Origin of the sequence: Xanthomonas hortorum pv. cynarae, assembly GCF_002939985.1 — a bacterium.
Lineage (GTDB): Bacteria > Pseudomonadota > Gammaproteobacteria > Xanthomonadales > Xanthomonadaceae > Xanthomonas > Xanthomonas hortorum_D.
Genome location: NZ_MDFM01000003.1, coordinates 199,784 through 216,296, shown reverse-complemented (window position 1 = coordinate 216,296; position 16,513 = coordinate 199,784). Strand labels below are relative to the sequence as shown.

Below are 16,513 nucleotides of genomic sequence, written 5' to 3'. Positions count from 1 at the left end.
GTGGCGGGACGCGGGCAGGGTATGGGGCTGGGTCGAAGCATTGCAAAGATCCAGTGATCGCCGATGATGCGCCAGACGACTGCCTGTTGGGCCTGGTAGTCGCTGCTGCCCTTATCGCAACACGCCAATCGATCGCAGCCATCAATCGTATTCGGGGCCGCTGACACACTCTTCGCGCAGTCGTTTGTCGGTCGCTCTACATCGCACTCATCGTATTTTTTGGGGAACGGAATGACACAAGGGTCCACCGTGGCGACAGCCAGCGCAGACGCCGGTCTGCTATCCAAGGAGCGCATCATTGCGCGTCCGGGGTTCAATCGTTGGTTGGTTCCGCCGGCAGCGCTGGCGATCCATCTGTGTATCGGCATGGCCTACGGCTTCAGCGTGTTCTGGCTGCCGTTGTCCAAGGCGTTGGGCATCACCGAGGCGATCGCGTGCCCGGCCGACATGGGCCTGTTCGCGCGCATGGTCGCCACCACCTGCGACTGGAAGATCAGCGAGCTGCAGTGGATGTACACGCTGTTCTTCGTGCTGCTGGGGTGCTCGGCGGCGATCTGGGGCGGTTGGCTGGAACGCGCCGGCCCGCGCAAGGCCGGTGTGGTCTCGGCGCTGTGCTGGTGCGGCGGGCTGGTGATTTCGGCCGCCGGCATCCACTTCCATCAGATCTGGATGCTGTGGCTGGGCTCGGGCGTGATCGGCGGGATTGGTCTTGGCCTGGGTTACATCTCCCCGGTGTCGACCCTGATCAAGTGGTTCCCCGACCGCCGCGGCATGGCGACCGGCATGGCGATCATGGGCTTCGGCGGCGGCGCGATGATCGGCAGCCCGCTGGCCGATGCGCTGATGCGCCACTTCGCCACGCCGACCTCGGTGGGCGTGATGGAAACCTTCCTGGTGATGGCGGCCCTGTACTTCGTCTTCATGATGGCCGGCGCGTTCGGCTACCGCGTCCCGCCGAGCGGCTGGACGCCGGCTGGCTGGACCGCACCGGTGGCCAGCAGCAACGCCATGATCACCGCCAACCACGTGCACGTGAGCAAGGTCTGGGGCATCCCGCAGTTCTGGCTGCTGTGGGGCGTGCTGTGCCTGAACGTCTCGGCCGGTATCGGCGTGATCGGCATGTCCTCGCCGATGTTGCAGGAAGTGTTCGGCGGCCGGTTGATCGGCGTGGACGTCGGCTTCGGCAGCCTGGATCCGACCCAGCTGGCCAGCATCGCCGCCATTGCCGCCGGGTTTACCGGTCTGTTGAGCCTGTTCAACATCGGTGGCCGGTTCTTCTGGGCCAGCATGTCCGACAAGCTCGGCCGCAAGAACACCTACACGCTGTTCTTCGTGCTCGGCATCTGCCTGTACGCCGCTGCGCCGTCGGCCGGTGACGTGGGTGGCATCGCGCTGTTTGCCGGCATCTTCTGCATCATTTTGTCGATGTACGGCGGCGGCTTCGCCACCATTCCGGCGTATCTGGCCGACCTGTTCGGTACCCAGATGGTCGGCGCCATCCACGGCCGTCTGCTGACCGCCTGGGCCACCGCCGGCATCCTTGGCCCGGTGGTCGTCGGCTATATGCGCGAGTACCAGCTGGCGCACGGCAGCCCGCCGTCACAGGTCTACAACACCACCATGTACATCCTCGCCGGCATGTTGGTGCTCGGTCTGATCTGCAATCTGTTGGTGCGTCCGGTGGCCGCGCGCCACTTCATGACGCCCGACGAGCTGGCGCGGGAAAAGCAGCTGGCGCACGAAAAAGTGGACCGCAGCGGGCATGGCGTGTTGCCGCCCGAGCAAATGGCGCGCATCGGGCACGGCGGTAATCCTGCACTGGTGGCGTTTGCGTTGCTGGCGGTCGGTATCCCGATGCTGTTCGGTATCTGGGTCACGCTGCAAAAAGCCTTCGTGCTGTTTCATTGAGATGAGATGACCACTTCGTCTGCCCGCTCCGTGCGCCCCGGTAGTGTGGTGCGCACGGTCCGTCGCCACCGCGGCGGTCGCAGCGCCACGGTGCAGGACATGGTGGCGGCCGAAATGCCGGTCGCCTTCAATTACAACGGGGTGCCGTTCGCGGTGATGATGGCCACGCCGGAGGACCTGGAGGATTTCGCGCTCGGGTTTTCGTTGAGCGAAGGCATCGTCGATCATCCGCAAGACTTGCGGGTGATTGCGGTGGAGACGTTTCTGGAAGGCGCCTCGTTGCAGATCGAGATTCCGCCCGAGCGCGCCGCCGCGTTGGACCAGCGGCGGCGCAATCTGGATGGACGCAGTGGTTGCGGGGTGTGCGGCAACGAATCCATCGAAGCGGTATTGCGTGTGCCGCCGGTGCTGCAATCCTCGCTGCAGATCGATGTGGATGCTCTGGCGCGCGCGTTGGATGCATTGCATGCGCAGCAGCCGATCGCAGCGCAGACCGGTGCCGTGCACGCCGCCGGTTGGGCCGATGCGCAGGGTGTTCTGCGTTACGTGCGCGAAGACGTTGGCCGGCATAACGCGCTGGACAAGTTGATAGGTGCCTTGGCGAGTGACCGCGTCGATGCAGCGCAAGGGTTTGCGGTTGTCACAAGCCGCGCCAGTTACGAAATGGCCATGAAAGCCGCGCAGGCCCGGATTCCGCTGCTTGCAGCGATTTCGGCACCGACCGCGCTGGCGATCAGCCTGGCCGACAGTGCGGGACTGACCCTGATCGGGTTTGCCCGCGATCACGATTGTGTCGTTTACAGCCATCCGCAGCGCCTGGATCTGGGCGTTGGCGTGGGAGAGCCCGCATGAGCAAGAAAACCATCCAGCAGTACGACAATCCCGCCGGCGGCTGGGGCGCATTGCGCTCGGTAGCCAAGCACCTGATGGAACAGGACATCGCGGTGCAGGGCGCCAAGACGTTGCTGCACGCCAACCAACCGGACGGCTTCGACTGCCCCGGCTGCGCCTGGCCCGATCGCGATCACACCTCCACCTTCGAATTCTGCGAGAACGGCGCCAAGGCCGTGGCGGCCGAATCCACCGCGCGTCGCGCCGGCAACGAGTTGTTCGCCGCGCACAGCGTCAGCCTGTTGTCGCAATACAGCGATTACTGGCTGGAAGGGCAGGGCCGCCTGACCCACCCGATGCGTTACGACGCGGCCAGCGATCACTACGTACCGGTGAGCTGGGACGATGCGTTCGCGCAAATCGCCAGTCACCTCAATGGCCTGGCGACCCCGGACGAGGCGATCTTCTACACCTCCGGGCGCACCAGCAACGAGGCGGCGTTTCTGTATCAGTTGTTCGTGCGCGAGTTCGGCACCAACAACTTCCCGGACTGCTCCAACATGTGCCACGAGCCCTCGGGCACCGCGTTGCGCTCGCAGATCGGCGTGGGCAAGGGCACGGTGTCGCTGCACGACTTCGAACTGGCCGATGCCATCTTCATCTTCGGCCAGAACCCTGGCACCAATCATCCGCGCATGCTCGGCGAATTGCGCCAGGCCTCCAAGCGCGGTGCGGCGATTGCCGCATTCAATCCGCTGCGCGAGCGCGGGCTGGAGAAATTCGCCGACCCGCAAGACAAGCTGGAGATGCTGCACAACGGCTCCACGCGCATCGCCTCGGATTATTTCCAGCTCAAGATCGGCGGCGATCTGGCGGCAATGAAGGGCATCATCAAGCACGTGCTGGAGCGCGATGCGCAGGCACAGCGCGATGGCACGCCGCGTTTGCTGGATCTGGAGTTCATCGCCGAGCACACCGCCAACTTCGACGCCTTCGCTGCCGATGTGCATGCGGAAGCCTGGGACACCATCGTCGAAGAGTCCGGCCTGGACGAAGCGGCGCTGCGCAAGGCCGGCGAAATTTATCTCAACGCCGAGCGCGTGATCGCCTGCTGGGGCATGGGCATCACCCAGCACAAACACTCGGTGGCCACCATCCACATGATCACCAACCTGCTGTTGCTGCGCGGCCATCTGGGCCGCCCCGGCGCAGGCGTATGCCCGGTGCGCGGGCACAGCAACGTGCAGGGCGACCGCACGATGATGATCTACGAAAAACCGCCGGCCGCCTTCCTGGACAAGCTGCAATCGGTGTTCGGCTTTGCGCCGCCGCGCGAAGACGGCTTCGACACCGTCGGTGCGATCGAGGCGATGCTGGACGGGCGCGGCAAGGTGTTCTTCGCGATGGGCGGCAATTTCGCCGCCGCCACGCCGGATACCGATGCCACGCATCGCGCGCTGCGCAATTGCGAACTCACCGTGCATGTCACCACCAAGCTCAATCGCAGCCACCTGGTGCATGGCCGCGATGCGTTGATCCTGCCGTGCCTGGGCCGTACCGAAATCGACATCCAGGACGCCGGCTCGCAAGGCGTGACGGTGGAAGATTCGATGAGCATGGTGCACCTGTCGGCCGGCATCAATCCGCCGGCCTCGCCTGACCTGTTGTCCGAGCCGGCGATCGTGGCGCGCCTGGCCGAGGCGACGTTGGGTGCGCGCAGTGCAATCCGCTGGCGTTGGTTGGTAGGCGACTACGACCGGGTGCGCGATCTGATCGCGCAGGTATTCCCGGACTTTGCCGACTTCAATCAGCGCGTGCGCACGCCGGGCGGATTTCGTCTGTCCAACACTGCGCGCGATCGCCATTGGGTGACGCCCGAGCAGCGCGCAGTGTTCAAGCCGCACGCAGTGCCGACCGATAACCCGATCCATCGCGCACGTCGCAGCCACAGCGACCAGATGGTGTTTACGCTCGCCACCACGCGCTCGCACGATCAATACAACACCACCATCTACGGCCTGGACGATCGCTATCGCGGCGTATTCGGCGAGCGCCGCGTGCTCTTCATCAACGGCGCCGACATCGCAGCGTTGAACATGAAGGCTGGCGATTGGGTGGACCTGGAAAGCCTGTGCGAAGACGGCGTACACCGCGAGGCGCGCCGCTTCCTGCTGGTTGACTACAACATCCCGCGCGGCTGTCTGGCGGCCTACTACCCGGAAACCAACGCGCTGGTGCCGCTGTCCAGTTTCGCCGACGAAGCACGTACGCCGACCTCCAAGTCGATTCCGGTGATCGTGCTGCCGCATCGCGCCGAAACTGCGGATGCCGCATCGCGCGATATCGGGGCCGTGCTTGTCCGCTGATCCACAGCTCACCGCACAGCTGCTCACCGCGCTGGCCGACACGCCCGACGGCGTGTCGCTGGCGCGGTTGTGCAAGCAATTGTGCGTGCGCATGAGCGTGCTGCTGCGCACATTGGCCTGGCTGGGCAGCGCCAGTCTTGATGGCCAACCTGGTCCGGGTTGGATCCAGGTGGAAGACCGCGGCGAGCGGCAATTCGCGCTGCTGACGCCTGCCGGGTTGGCAGCGCATGCGCAGCGCGAAACGGCGCAAGCGCCACCCGTTGACTAAGAAAGTTGCTGGTTGTTTGCATGCAACCATGCACACCGACTTTCTCAACATGCACACCGACCATCTCGACAGGTCCTTGCCCGCCCACCGTCGCGGGACCTTACGCGGCATGGATGCCGCGTAAGAGCTTACAAGGACGTACTTGCAGCGTGTCCCGCGATGGTGGGCGGGCAAGGGCCCTGCAGCAAAGCTGAAGATCATCGGCTCTAGAACTGATCTATCCGCAAGTGCAAATACTTCAAGACGACCGAGATTTCGAGTCGTCTCGTCGTTCGATGCAGTCAAATGCTTACGTCAAAAGCCTGGTTAGTCGAGAGCGCGGTGCCCTCACCGCTCGCGGGACACGCCGCAAGTACGTCCATGTAGGCTCGGTGGCGGCATCCATGCCGCCACAAGGTCCCGCAATCGGCGAGGGCACCGCACCAGAAAGATTGCTGGTCGCTTTGTTGAAAGCCATGCACACCGACCATCTCGACAGGTCCTTGCCCGCCCACCGTCGCGGGACCTTACGCGGCATGGATGCCGCGTAAGAGCCTACATGGACGTACTTGCGGCGTGTCCCGCGATGGTGGGCGGGCAAGGGCCCCGCAGCCAAGCTGAAGATCATCGGCTCTACAAGCGATCTATCTGCATCGTCCAAACGCTCCTGACTTTCCGTGTGTCCCACGATGCTGGGCGGGCAAGGGCCCTGCAGCCAAGCCGAAGATCATCGGCTCTACAAGTGATCTATCTGCATCGTCCAAACGCTCCTAACTTTCCGTGTGTCCCTCGATGCTGGGCGGGCAAGGGCCTTGCAGCCAAGCCGAAGATCATTGGCTCTACAAGCGATCTATCTGCATCGTCCAAACGCTCCTAACTTTCCGCGTGTCCCACGATGCTGGGCGGGCGAGGGGCCCTGCAGCCAAGCCGAAGATCATCCGCTCTGCAAGTGATCTATCCGCACTCCTCCACCGCTTCAACCGAGATCTCACAGCCCTGCTGCCACAAAGCGGACGGTCACGCCTGTAACTTTTCCCAGGCCGGTTGGTCCGCGCAAACCGTCGCGGCAATCTGCCAGAATCGGCCGTCTTGTCTTGTCTGGATGTCGATCAACGATGACTGCCGCCGCGCCGCTCGCCTCGCCCATCAATTCGCCTGCGCGCGTGCTGTTCGCCAGTTTGATCGGCACCACCATCGAGTTCTTCGATTTCTATATTTACGCCACTGCCGCAGTGCTGGTGTTCCCCACCTTGTTCTTTCCTGCCGGCGATGGCAGCGCCGCGATGCTACAGTCGCTGGCGACATTCGCCGTCGCATTTGTCGCGCGGCCGGTGGGCTCGGCCGTGTTCGGCCACTTTGGCGATCGGGTCGGGCGCAAGGCCACGTTGGTGGCGGCGCTGCTGACGATGGGCTTGTCCACGGTGGCGATCGGCTTGCTGCCCAGCTACGCGCAGATCGGCGTGTTTGCGCCCGCGCTGTTGGCGTTGTGCCGCTTCGGACAGGGCCTGGGTTTGGGCGGCGAATGGGGTGGGGCGGTGTTGCTTGCTACCGAAAACGCGCCGCCGGGAAAACGCGTGTGGTATGGCATGTTTCCGCAGTTGGGGGCGCCGCTGGGCTTTCTATTGTCCACTGGCACCTTCCTGGGCATGGGCGCAGTGCTTGACGATGCGCAGTTCATGCAATGGGGCTGGCGTGTGCCCTTTCTGGCCAGTGCATTGCTGGTGCTGACCGGCTTGTGGGTGCGCCTGAGCATCACCGAGACACCGGATTTCCAGAAGACCCTGGACCACAAGACACGCGTACGCCTGCCATTGGGCACGGTGATCACCCAGCACTGGCCGGCCTTGATCATCGGCACGCTGGGTGCGTTCGCCACCTTTGTGCTGTTCTATCTGATGACGGTGTTCGCGCTGGGTTACGGTACCAAGACGCTGGGTTACGACAAGGAGCAGTTTCTGCTGCTGCAGATGGCCGGTATCGTCTTTTTCGCGATCGGCATTCCGCTTTCGGCCAAGTTTGGTGATCGCCATGGTGCACCGCTGGCGATGATGCTGGCCAGCATCGCGATCATTGCGTTCGGGCTGGCGTTTGCGCCGTTGTTTCAGGCCAATCATCCGTTGCAGGTGTTGATCTTCCTGGGGTTGGGCTTCTTTTTCATGGGCCTGACCTACGGCCCCTGCGGCACGCTGCTGGCCGAGTTGTATCCCACCGAGGTGCGTTACACCGGCGCCTCGTTGTCGTTCAATCTGGCCAGCATTCTGGGTGCGGCGCCGGCACCGTATGTGGCCACGCAACTGGCCGCACGTTATGGCGTGCAGGCGGTCGGGCAGTATCTGGGGGGCGCTGCGGTGCTGAGTCTGTTGGCGTTGATCGCGGCGCGTGCGATGCGGCGCCGTTCCAGCCAGGCACATCCGTTCGTGTAGGAGCGCGCTGGCGCGCGATGAAGCGCTATCGATCATGCTTGATTGCATGCCGGCAGGCGCTTGCTGCGCGGCTCAGCCGGCCTCGATCAGACTGCCAGACGGACCTGATTGCGACCGCCGGCCTTGGCCAGATACAGGTGCTTGTCCGCCTCGTTCAACAGATGATGCAGCGACTGGTCGCCTTCGCTGGCGATGCATACGCCGATGCTGACCGTCATGCTCAGCGTTTCGTCGCCCACGCGCACGCGCAAGGCGCTGATGCGCTCACGCAAGGTTTCGAAATAGTCGCTGGCGTTGGCGACATCCAGCCCCGGCACCAGCAGGCAGAATTCTTCGCCGCCGAAGCGCGCTACCAGATCCTGCGGCCGCGCATGCCCGGAGACCGAGGCGGCCACCGCACGCAATGCCTGGTCGCCGGCTTCGTGGCCCCAGGTGTCGTTGATATGTTTGAAGTGGTCGATGTCCACCATGGCCGCAGTCACCGTCTGGTCCTGCGACAGCAAGGCGGGGATCACCCGCTGGCTCTGTTCCAGAAAATAACGCCGGTTGGGCAGGCCGGTGAGGAAGTCCCGGGTAGCCAGATCCTGCAGCGTGCCGATCAGTTCCAGCTGGTCCACGTTCTGCGACACGCGGCAGAAGAATTCTTCGCGTGAGAATGGTTTGCGTAAAAAGTCGTTGGCGCCGTTCTTGAGAAAACGCGGGATCAGCGACGAATCGCTGTCGCCGGAAATGCCGATCACGGCAACCTTGTCGCGTGAGCGGATCGCACGCAGCCGGCGGGTGAATTCCACGCCTTCCATGCCGGGCATTTCCTGATCGACGATGGTCAGTCGAATGCCGGGGTCGCGCTCGATCGCCTGCAGGCCGGAGGCACCATCGGCAGCGAGCACCACGCGGTAGCCGTACATCGACAGCAATGCGCCGGCATAGGTACGCGCAGACAAGGAGTCGTCCACCACCAGCGCGGCGATACGCCGATTGCGCTCCAGGCGCTGCACCAGCCAGGCCAGATATTCGATCGCACCTGGCGCATTTTTGAGCACGTAATCGATGATCTGCTGCTGCAGCACGCGCTGGCGCAGATCCTCGTCGTAGACGCCGCTGACCACCACGGTGGGCAGTTTGCGCGAGAGGAAAAATTCCACGACCTTGTCGCGGTCGCCATCCACCAGCACCAGCCCGGTCAGGACCAGGAACCAACCATCTTCTTCGTCGAGTACGCGCGCCGCTTCGGCCAGGGTCGAGACAACCGTCACGGGCAGTTCCACGCGTTGCTCGATGGCTTCGCGCAGCATGCTGGTGAACGTGCGCGAGTTTTCCACCAGCAACACGCGTTGCGGCAAAACTGCGCTTTCACTATTGCGATGTAAGGTGCCTGGGGACATCGGTTGGCCGTGCGGATCGAACCGTCATACCAGCTAACGGCTCTGCTCGCCAAAACTTGAGTGCTTCGTCTCAAAGTGGCGAAGACTAGGAGTGGCTAACAAAACCTAGCGAGCGAGCGCCTGTCAGTGAGTGCAGTGGTTTTGTCGGCCGCATCTTGGCGGATGAGATCCAGATCAAACGCTGCGTGGGTCGAGGGCGCGGTGTCCTCACCGCTCGCGGGACACGTCGCAAGTACGTCCATTTAGGCTCGGTGGCGGCATCCATGCCGCCACACGGTCCCGCAAGCGGTGAGGACACCGCACCAGAGAGTTTGTCGGTTGCTTTCTTAAAGCTTGTCCATCGCTCGGCTTACATTGAGAAGATGAATCAGGCGTGCCGTTATCTAAGCAACCCACGTAAGGCATTGCTTGCACCATGCACACCGATCATCTTGACTGGTCCTTGCCCGCCCACCGTCGCGGGACCTTACGCGGCATGGATGCCGCGTAAGAGCTTACAAGGACGTACTTGCGGCGTGTCCCGCGATGGTGGGCCGGCAAGGGCCCTGCAGCCAAGTCGCAGCTCAGCAGCTCTGCAATCGAACAACGTGAAGTAGTTTTGTCAGCCGCTCTCAGGCGCAGATCACCACAGCGCATCGCGTAGCCGGTACCAGCTCATCGCCGCCACCAGCAAGGGAGTACGCATGAGCCGTCCGCCAGGGAAGGGCAGATGCGGGATGCGCTCGAACACGTCCAGACGTTGGCTTTGACCGGTGATGGCCTCTGCGATGACATGACCGGCAAGGCCGGTGGCTGCCACGCCATGGCCGGAGAAACCCTGCGCGAAATACACATTGGCTGCCAGCCGGCCCCAGTGCGGGGCGCGGTTGCGCGAGATGTCCACATAGCCGCCCCACAGCGTTTCCAACGGCACGCCGCGTAGCTGCGGGAACACGGTGTGCATGCGCTGCGTCATCAAGCGGTTCAAGCCGGGCGGCGGGCGCGAGGAATAACTGGCGCGGCCGCCGAACAGCAGCCGGTGGTCGGCGCTGAGCCGGTAATAGTCCAGCGCCCAGTTGGTATCGGCCACGGCCATGTCGTTGGCGATCAAGACGCGTGCGCGCGCCTCACCCAGCGGCGGCGTCGCGCCGACATAGGTGCCCACCGGCATGATGTGGCGTTCCAGCGATGTGGAAATGCCGTGTAACAAGGCGTTTCCGGCGATCACGCCGAAGTCGGCGCTGACGCTGCCCTGGGCGGTGTGCATCACCACGCGGTCGCCGTGGCCCAGCCGGGTCACCGCCGAGTCTTCGTAGATGCGCACGCCGGCCGCCAGCGCCGCACGCGCCAGACCGAGCGCGTAGGCCAGTGGGTGCAGATGGCCGCTGGCCGGGTCGAACATCGCGCCCAGATACAGCGGGCTGTCCAGTACCTGCCGGGTGCGGGCGCGGTCCCACCATTCCAGCGGGTAGTCGTAGCGCTCGGCCATGCGCACGATGCCGTGCTGCAAGGCCTGCACCTGGCGCGGTTTCAGCGGCACGTGGGCGTGGCCGTCGCGCCAGTCGCAGGCGATGGCATGACGCTCGATGCGCGCGCGCAGCAGGCGCATGCCATCGCGTGAGAAGTCGAACAACAGCCGCGCATCGGCATTGCCGACCAGTGCTTCCAGCGTTTCCTGCTCGCAGCCGTAGCCCACGATGGCCTGGCCGCCGTTGCGCCCGGACGCGCCCCAGCCGATGCGCCTGGCTTCCAGCACGATGACCTTGTAGCCGGCCTCGGCCAGGGCCAGGGCCGCAGTGAGGCCGGTGTAGCCGGCGCCGAGAATGCAGACATCGGCGCGTTCAATGCCTTGCAGGCACGGCTGTTCCGGCAAGGCGGGCGTGCTGCGCGCGTACCAACTGTCGGGATAGCCGTTGCCCGGCGTGTCGGTGTCTGGCAGTTGTGTGGCCGCGCCGCCCATCACACGGTCCGCAGATACCGGGCGTAATCCAGATCCGGCACCAGCGCCTGGTAGTCGAGCAATTCGCGTTGTTTCTGCTGGCCGAACACATGCTGGAACTGGCTGCCGAACTGCTCGCCGATGAAAGGGCTGGCGCCAAATGCATCGACTGCGCCTTGCCAGGTACGCGGCTGGAACACCGCTTGCGCATAGGCATTGCCGGTGACCGGCGCGGTGGGCTCGCCGGGGTGCTGCAGGCCATCCAGCATGGCGGCGAGCACAGTGGCGGCGACCAGATACGGATTGGCGTCCGCGCCGGCAATGCGGTGTTCGATCCGGGTATTGCGTGCATCGCTATGCGGGATGCGCAGCGCCACGGTGCGATTGTTGAAGCCCCAGCTCGCATCCAATGGTACGAAGGCATTGCTGACGAAGCGTCGATAACTATTGGCGTGCGGTGCGAACACCAGCAGCGAGGCATCCGCATGCCGCTGCAGCCCGGCGATGGCGTGGCGCAGGCTGTCGGCTGGCGCATCGGCGCTGCTGGCAAACACGTTGTGGCCATCGGCATCGAGCAGGCTCACGTGCAGATGCAAGCCGCTGCCGGCCTGGCCCGGGAACGGCTTGGCCATGAAGCTGGCGAGCTTGCCCTGCTGCTGCGCGATCGCCTTGATGGTGCGTTTGAGCAGCAGTGCCTCGTCGCAGGCGGCCACCGCATCGGCGCGATGCTGCAGGTTGATTTCGAACTGGCCGGGTGCGTATTCGGCCACCGCCGTATCGGCCGGGATGCCTTGTTGCCGGCAGGCGGCGGTGACTGCATCGGTGAAGCCGCGCTGGTGGTCCAGGTCCTGCAGCGAATACACCTGGGTGCTGTCGCTGCGCTCACCGGTGACGGGGTCGCGCGGGGTCTGCGGACGCCCCTGCGCATCGGCCACTGCGTCGAACAGATAGAACTCCAGCTCCACCGCGATCACCGGGGTCAGGCCGAGCGCGGCAAAGCCACGCAACACACGCTGCAGTACCGCGCGTGGTGCGACCTTGAACACACTGCCGTCGTGGTTGTGCATCGCCAGCAGCAGCTGCGCCATCGGCTGCGGTGCCCACGGCACCGGGCGCAGCGAGCCTTCGATCGGCCGGCAGATGCGGTCGGCATCGCCGATGGCGTAGCCCAGCCCGGTTTCTTCCACGGTATTGCCGGTGATGTCGGTGGCGATCAGCGACATCGGCAGGCACACGCCATCGCGATAGATCTTGCCAAGCGCCTCGCCTGTCACACGTTTGCCACGCAGTACGCCGTTGGTGTCGGGCAGCAGCAGGTCGACCGATTCGCAGCCATCGATGCGCGCCAGCGTGGCGGCATCGGCAGCAGGCAAGGACGCGGCGAAGTTTTCGGAAGCCATGGGCACCACCTGCGAAGTCGCCGCTCAGCCTAGCAAAGCATGCGTGAGCAGTCGCAACCGCAGTCGCGTTGCGCTTGGCAATGCGTGCGGCGGAGCGGTAAGTTCGGCTGCATCGCAAGTGCATTGCACCTGACGTTCAACGCTCTACACCGGGATGTCTGCATGGCTGTCGTTCCACTGGTTGGGTTGCCGACCGATCGCATCCAGCAAGGGCCGCATCCGTTTCTGGCTGCTGGCGAAAAGTACATTCGCGCGGTGGTAGATGCGGCGGGCGCGATGCCGGTATTGCTGCCGAGCCTGCAGCCCACGCTGGAGGCAGGTGTGTGGCTGGATCGGTTGGATGGCCTGTTGCTGACTGGTGCGGTGAGCAATATCGAGCCGCATCACTACAGCGACGAGCCCAGTTGGGAAGGCAACCTGCACGATCCCGCACGCGATGCCACCAGCCTTGGCCTGATCCCGCAGGCGCTTGCACGTGGCCTGCCGGTGCTGGCGATCTGCCGCGGCCTGCAGGAGGTTAACGTGGCGCTGGGCGGGCGCTTGCATCAACGCGTGCAGGAGGTGCCCGGCCTGGCCGATCATCGCGAAGACCGCAGCGCACCGCTGGACACGCAATACGGCCCGGCCCATCTGGTGCAGCTGCAACCCGGCGGCTGGTTGGCCGGCATGAGCGAGACCGCGCAGGTGTGGGTGAATTCGCTGCACGGGCAGGGTATTGCGAAGCTTGCCGATGGGCTGGTGGTCGAAGCCACTGCACCGGATGGCCTGATCGAAGCCTTTCGCGGCGCCGGGCCGGGCTTTTTGCTCGCGGTGCAATGGCATCCGGAGTGGCGTGTCACACAGCATCCGTTCTACCGTGCCATCTTTCAGGCCTTCGGCGAGGCCTGTCGTCAATACGCCGCTCAACGCGGTCAGTGAGGTTGCATGTCCATCCGCACACGTTCGCGCAAATCCACGCCCAAGCAGCCGGAGAGCGCGCTGCGCCGCTGGCTCAAGGAGCGCAATATCACCGAGGTGGAGTGCCTGGTGCCGGACATCACCGGCAACGCACGCGGCAAGATCATCCCCGCCGACAAGTTCTCGCACGACTACGGCACCCGCCTGCCGGAAGGCATCTTCGCCACCACCGTCACCGGCGATTTCCCGGACGATTATTACGAGCTGACCTCGCCATCGGATTCGGACATGCATCTGCGCCCGGACGCCTCCACCGTGCGCATGGTGCCGTGGGCGGCCGATCCCACCGCGCAGGTCATCCACGATTGCTACACCAAGGACGGCCAACCGCATGAGCTTGCGCCGCGCAACGTGTTGCGCCGCGTGCTGGACGCGTATGCCGAGGTGAAGCTGCAACCGGTGGTGGCGCCGGAGCTGGAATTCTTTCTGGTGCAGAAGAACACCGACCCGGATTTCCCGTTGCTGCCGCCGGCGGGGCGCTCCGGTCGCCCGGAAACCGCGCGGCAGTCGTATTCGATCGATGCGGTCAACGAGTTCGATCCGATCCTGGACCTGATGTACGACTATTGCGATGCGATGGAACTGGACGTGGATACCTTGATCCACGAATCCGGCGCGGCGCAGCTGGAGGTCAACTTCACCCATGCCGACGCGCTCTCGCGTGCCGATCAGGTCTTCATGTTCAAGCGCACCATGCGCGAGGCCGCGTTGCGGCATGGCGTGTACGCCACGTTCCTGGCAAAACCCATGGAAACCGAGCCGGGCAGTGCGATGCATATCCACCAGAGCCTGTTGCATACCGGCACTGGCAAGAATGTGTTCAGCGGCAAGCGTGAAGGCGGCTTCAGCGACACCTTTGCGCATTATCTCGGTGGCCTGCAGAAATACATTCCGATGGCGATGGGGTTGCTGGCGCCCAACGTCAATTCCTACCGGCGGCTGATGTTCGGCGAGGTGTCGCCGAGCAACGTGCTGTGGGGGTTCGACAATCGCACCTGCGGGCTACGCGTGCCGATCGATACTCCGCAAAACATGCGGGTGGAAAGCCGATTTGCCGGTTCCGATGCCAATCCGTATCTGGCGATGGCAGCGACCTTGGCGTGCGGGTTATTGGGCATCCGCGAGAAGCTGGAACCGACTGCGCCGATCAGCAGCAACGGCAAGGAGCAGGGCTACGATCTGCCGCGCTCGCTGGGCGAAGCTCTAGACGGATTGGAGGGCTGCGATGCATTGCAGGAGATGCTGGGTCGGCGGTTTGTGCGCGCCTATATCTCGGTGAAGCGGAAGGAATACGAGACGTTCTTTCGTGTCATCAGTTCGTGGGAGCGGGAGTTCTTGCTGTTGAATGTCTGAGGCGTTTGCGCCTCGCGCAGCGTGCTGCTTCGTCTCCTTCTCCCATCGGGAGAAGGTGCCCGAAGGGCGGATGAGGGTACGGCATATAAGGATGCATGATGCCTCGCGCGTTGGACATTGCGCACCGCCTCGTCCGCGCGTTTTCACTCCCTGTTCGGCATGCGCCACTGAAAGCATCTTGTGCCCGGCCGATCGACCGTAGACTGCACGTACCCCGCAGCCGGAGTGCCCATGGATCCGCAAGCACTGAAGACCTTGCAGCAACTCGATGCTGCCCATCACCTGCATCCGTTCAATGACAACGCGGCATTGGCCGACAAGGGCACGCGCATCCTGACGCGCGGGCAGGGCGTGTATGTGTGGGATGCGGACGGCAACAAGTTGCTGGATGCGTTCGGCGGATTGTGGTGCGTGAATGTGGGCTACGGACGCAAGGAGCTTGCGCAGGCAGCGGCGCGGCAGATGGAGCAGTTGGCGTACTACAACAGCTTCTTTCAGTGCACCACCGAGCCCACCATCCATCTGGCCGCCAAGCTGGCGGAGCTGACGCCGGGCGATTTGAACCATGCGTTCTTCGCCAACTCCGGCTCGGAGGCCAACGACACCATCCTGCGGCTGGTGCGGCACTTCTGGGCGGTGCAGGGGCAGCCGGAAAAACGCATCTTCATCGGCCGCCACGACGGCTATCACGGCACCACCATGGCCGGCGCCAGCCTGGGTGGCATGAAAGGCATGCACAAGCAGGGTGGCTTGCCGATTCCGGATATCCACCACATCGCGCCGCCGTATCACTTTGGCGATGGCGGTGAGATGGATCCCGAAGAATACGGGCTGCTGGCAGCGCGCCGCTTGGAAGAAAAGATTCTGCAGCTCGGCCCCGAGAACGTGGCAGCCTTCATCGGCGAGCCGATCATGGGGGCGATCGGGGTCTACATCCCGCCGCGCAGTTACTGGCCGGAAATCGAGCGCATCTGCCGGCGCTACGACGTGCTGCTGGTCGCCGACGAAGTGATCTGCGGCTTCGGCCGTACCGGTGCCTGGTTCGGTGCGGATTACTTCGGCTTCCAGCCCGATGTGATGACGCTCGCCAAGGGCATCACCTCCGGCTATATCCCGTTGGCAACAGCGATGTTCAACGATCGCGTGGCCGGTGTGCTCAAGACGCACGGCGGCGAGCTGGCGCATGGCGGCACCTATTCCGGGCATCCGGTGTGTGCGGCGGTGGCGTTGGAGAATGTGCGGCTGTTGCAGGACGAGGGCATCGTGGAGACTGCGCGCACCCGGATTGCGCCGTATCTGGCGCAGCGCTGGGCCGAGCTGGGCGAACATCGCCTGGTGGGCGAGGCACGCATCGCCGGGCTGGTCGGCGCACTGGAACTGGTGCCCGACAAGCGCCAGCGCGGGGTGTATTTTCCCGAGCGCGGCCGGGTAGGGGCGCTGTGCCGCGACTTCGCACTAAAGCGCGGGCTGATCCTGCGCGCGACTTACGACGCCATGCTGCTGTCGCCGCCGTTGATCATCACCTGCGAGCAGGTCGATGAGCTGTTCGACAAGGCGTGGGCGGCGCTGGAAGATACCGCGCAGGCGCTGGGCAGATGAGTGGCCCTCATGGCGCGCGCACGTCAGTTGGGTGCGAGTGACGCGTGGAAACCACAATGGTCGAATGCGGTATGCCGCCCCGTCCAATGGCCGCGCCCGCCAGGTGCAGCACACCTCGTTTTCGAT

Annotated in this window: 11 protein-coding genes and 1 pseudogene; 8 read left to right on the top strand and 4 right to left on the bottom strand. The window is 64.1% G+C overall.

The features are described from left to right. Positions 1–231: 231 nt before the first annotated feature. From XcyCFBP4188_RS03660 to XcyCFBP4188_RS03645, 4 genes are read left to right on the top strand one after another with little or no spacing between them, the layout of a single operon-like run. Positions 232–1,908, top strand: a complete 1,677-nt coding sequence (locus XcyCFBP4188_RS03660; protein WP_104591639.1) for an OFA family MFS transporter — start codon at positions 232–234, stop codon at positions 1,906–1,908. A gap of 6 nt (positions 1,909–1,914) precedes the next feature. Then, positions 1,915–2,760 carry a formate dehydrogenase accessory sulfurtransferase FdhD gene (gene fdhD / locus XcyCFBP4188_RS03655; protein ID WP_104591638.1) on the top strand — a complete coding sequence of 282 codons (846 nt, stop codon included), beginning with the start codon at positions 1,915–1,917 and terminating at the stop codon, positions 2,758–2,760. Next, positions 2,757–5,105, top strand: a complete 2,349-nt coding sequence (locus XcyCFBP4188_RS03650) for an FdhF/YdeP family oxidoreductase (protein ID WP_104591637.1) — start codon at positions 2,757–2,759, stop codon at positions 5,103–5,105. The genes fdhD and XcyCFBP4188_RS03650 overlap by 4 nt, the downstream gene beginning before the upstream one ends. After that, positions 5,095–5,373, top strand: a complete 279-nt coding sequence (locus XcyCFBP4188_RS03645) for a hypothetical protein (protein ID WP_167393496.1) — start codon at positions 5,095–5,097, stop codon at positions 5,371–5,373. Before XcyCFBP4188_RS03650 ends, XcyCFBP4188_RS03645 begins: the two co-directional genes overlap by 11 nt. Positions 5,374–5,654: 281 nt before the next feature. Here XcyCFBP4188_RS03645 and XcyCFBP4188_RS23750 read toward each other — a convergent pair. Further along, positions 5,655–5,890, bottom strand: a pseudogene (locus XcyCFBP4188_RS23750) (hypothetical protein). 577 nt (positions 5,891–6,467) lie between these two features. Here XcyCFBP4188_RS23750 and XcyCFBP4188_RS03640 point away from each other — a divergent pair. Beyond that, positions 6,468–7,775, top strand: a complete 1,308-nt coding sequence (locus XcyCFBP4188_RS03640) for an MFS transporter (protein ID WP_104591635.1) — start codon at positions 6,468–6,470, stop codon at positions 7,773–7,775. Positions 7,776–7,861: 86 nt separating this feature from the next. On the opposite strand, the gene XcyCFBP4188_RS03635 is transcribed toward XcyCFBP4188_RS03640, so the two are convergent. From XcyCFBP4188_RS03635 to XcyCFBP4188_RS03620, 3 genes are all read right to left on the bottom strand, one after another. After that, entirely contained in the window at positions 7,862–9,160 is a 1,299-nt protein-coding gene (locus XcyCFBP4188_RS03635) for a diguanylate cyclase (RefSeq protein ID WP_167393495.1), read from the bottom strand. Between the two features lie 622 nt (positions 9,161–9,782). After that, complete coding sequence (locus XcyCFBP4188_RS03625) at positions 9,783–11,099, bottom strand: NAD(P)/FAD-dependent oxidoreductase (RefSeq protein ID WP_104591634.1); 1,317 nt, start codon at positions 11,097–11,099, stop codon at positions 9,783–9,785. Beyond that, the gene (locus XcyCFBP4188_RS03620; RefSeq protein ID WP_104591633.1) at positions 11,099–12,478 is read right to left on the bottom strand and encodes a glutamine synthetase family protein; all 1,380 of its coding nucleotides are present in this window, start codon (positions 12,476–12,478) and stop codon (positions 11,099–11,101) included. The genes XcyCFBP4188_RS03625 and XcyCFBP4188_RS03620 overlap by 1 nt, the downstream gene beginning before the upstream one ends. Positions 12,479–12,640: 162 nt before the next feature. On the opposite strand from XcyCFBP4188_RS03620, the gene XcyCFBP4188_RS03615 reads away from it, so the two are divergent. From XcyCFBP4188_RS03615 to XcyCFBP4188_RS03605, 3 genes are all read left to right on the top strand, one after another. Beyond that, positions 12,641–13,396: a gamma-glutamyl-gamma-aminobutyrate hydrolase family protein gene (locus XcyCFBP4188_RS03615; RefSeq protein WP_074057301.1), complete on the top strand. Its 756-nt coding sequence runs from the start codon at positions 12,641–12,643 to the stop codon at positions 13,394–13,396. 6 nt (positions 13,397–13,402) lie between these two features. Next, positions 13,403–14,788, top strand: a complete 1,386-nt coding sequence (locus XcyCFBP4188_RS03610; RefSeq protein WP_074057302.1) for a glutamine synthetase family protein — start codon at positions 13,403–13,405, stop codon at positions 14,786–14,788. A 231-nt stretch (positions 14,789–15,019) separates the two neighbouring features. Continuing rightward, positions 15,020–16,387: an aspartate aminotransferase family protein gene (locus tag XcyCFBP4188_RS03605; RefSeq protein ID WP_104591632.1), complete on the top strand. Its 1,368-nt coding sequence runs from the start codon at positions 15,020–15,022 to the stop codon at positions 16,385–16,387. Positions 16,388–16,513: the final 126 nt, after the last annotated feature.

Coding starts and splice junctions, on each gene's coding strand:
- XcyCFBP4188_RS03660 (WP_104591639.1), top strand. CDS start 232: ATGACACAAGGGTCCACCGTGGCGACAGCCAGCGCAGACGCCGGTCTG.
- fdhD (WP_104591638.1), top strand. CDS start 1,915: ATGACCACTTCGTCTGCCCGCTCCGTGCGCCCCGGTAGTGTGGTGCGC.
- XcyCFBP4188_RS03650 (WP_104591637.1), top strand. CDS start 2,757: ATGAGCAAGAAAACCATCCAGCAGTACGACAATCCCGCCGGCGGCTGG.
- XcyCFBP4188_RS03640 (WP_104591635.1), top strand. CDS start 6,468: ATGACTGCCGCCGCGCCGCTCGCCTCGCCCATCAATTCGCCTGCGCGC.
- XcyCFBP4188_RS03635 (WP_167393495.1), bottom strand. CDS start 9,160: ATGTCCCCAGGCACCTTACATCGCAATAGTGAAAGCGCAGTTTTGCCG.
- XcyCFBP4188_RS03625 (WP_104591634.1), bottom strand. CDS start 11,099: ATGGGCGGCGCGGCCACACAACTGCCAGACACCGACACGCCGGGCAAC.
- XcyCFBP4188_RS03620 (WP_104591633.1), bottom strand. CDS start 12,478: ATGGCTTCCGAAAACTTCGCCGCGTCCTTGCCTGCTGCCGATGCCGCC.
- XcyCFBP4188_RS03615 (WP_074057301.1), top strand. CDS start 12,641: ATGGCTGTCGTTCCACTGGTTGGGTTGCCGACCGATCGCATCCAGCAA.
- XcyCFBP4188_RS03610 (WP_074057302.1), top strand. CDS start 13,403: ATGTCCATCCGCACACGTTCGCGCAAATCCACGCCCAAGCAGCCGGAG.
- XcyCFBP4188_RS03605 (WP_104591632.1), top strand. CDS start 15,020: ATGGATCCGCAAGCACTGAAGACCTTGCAGCAACTCGATGCTGCCCAT.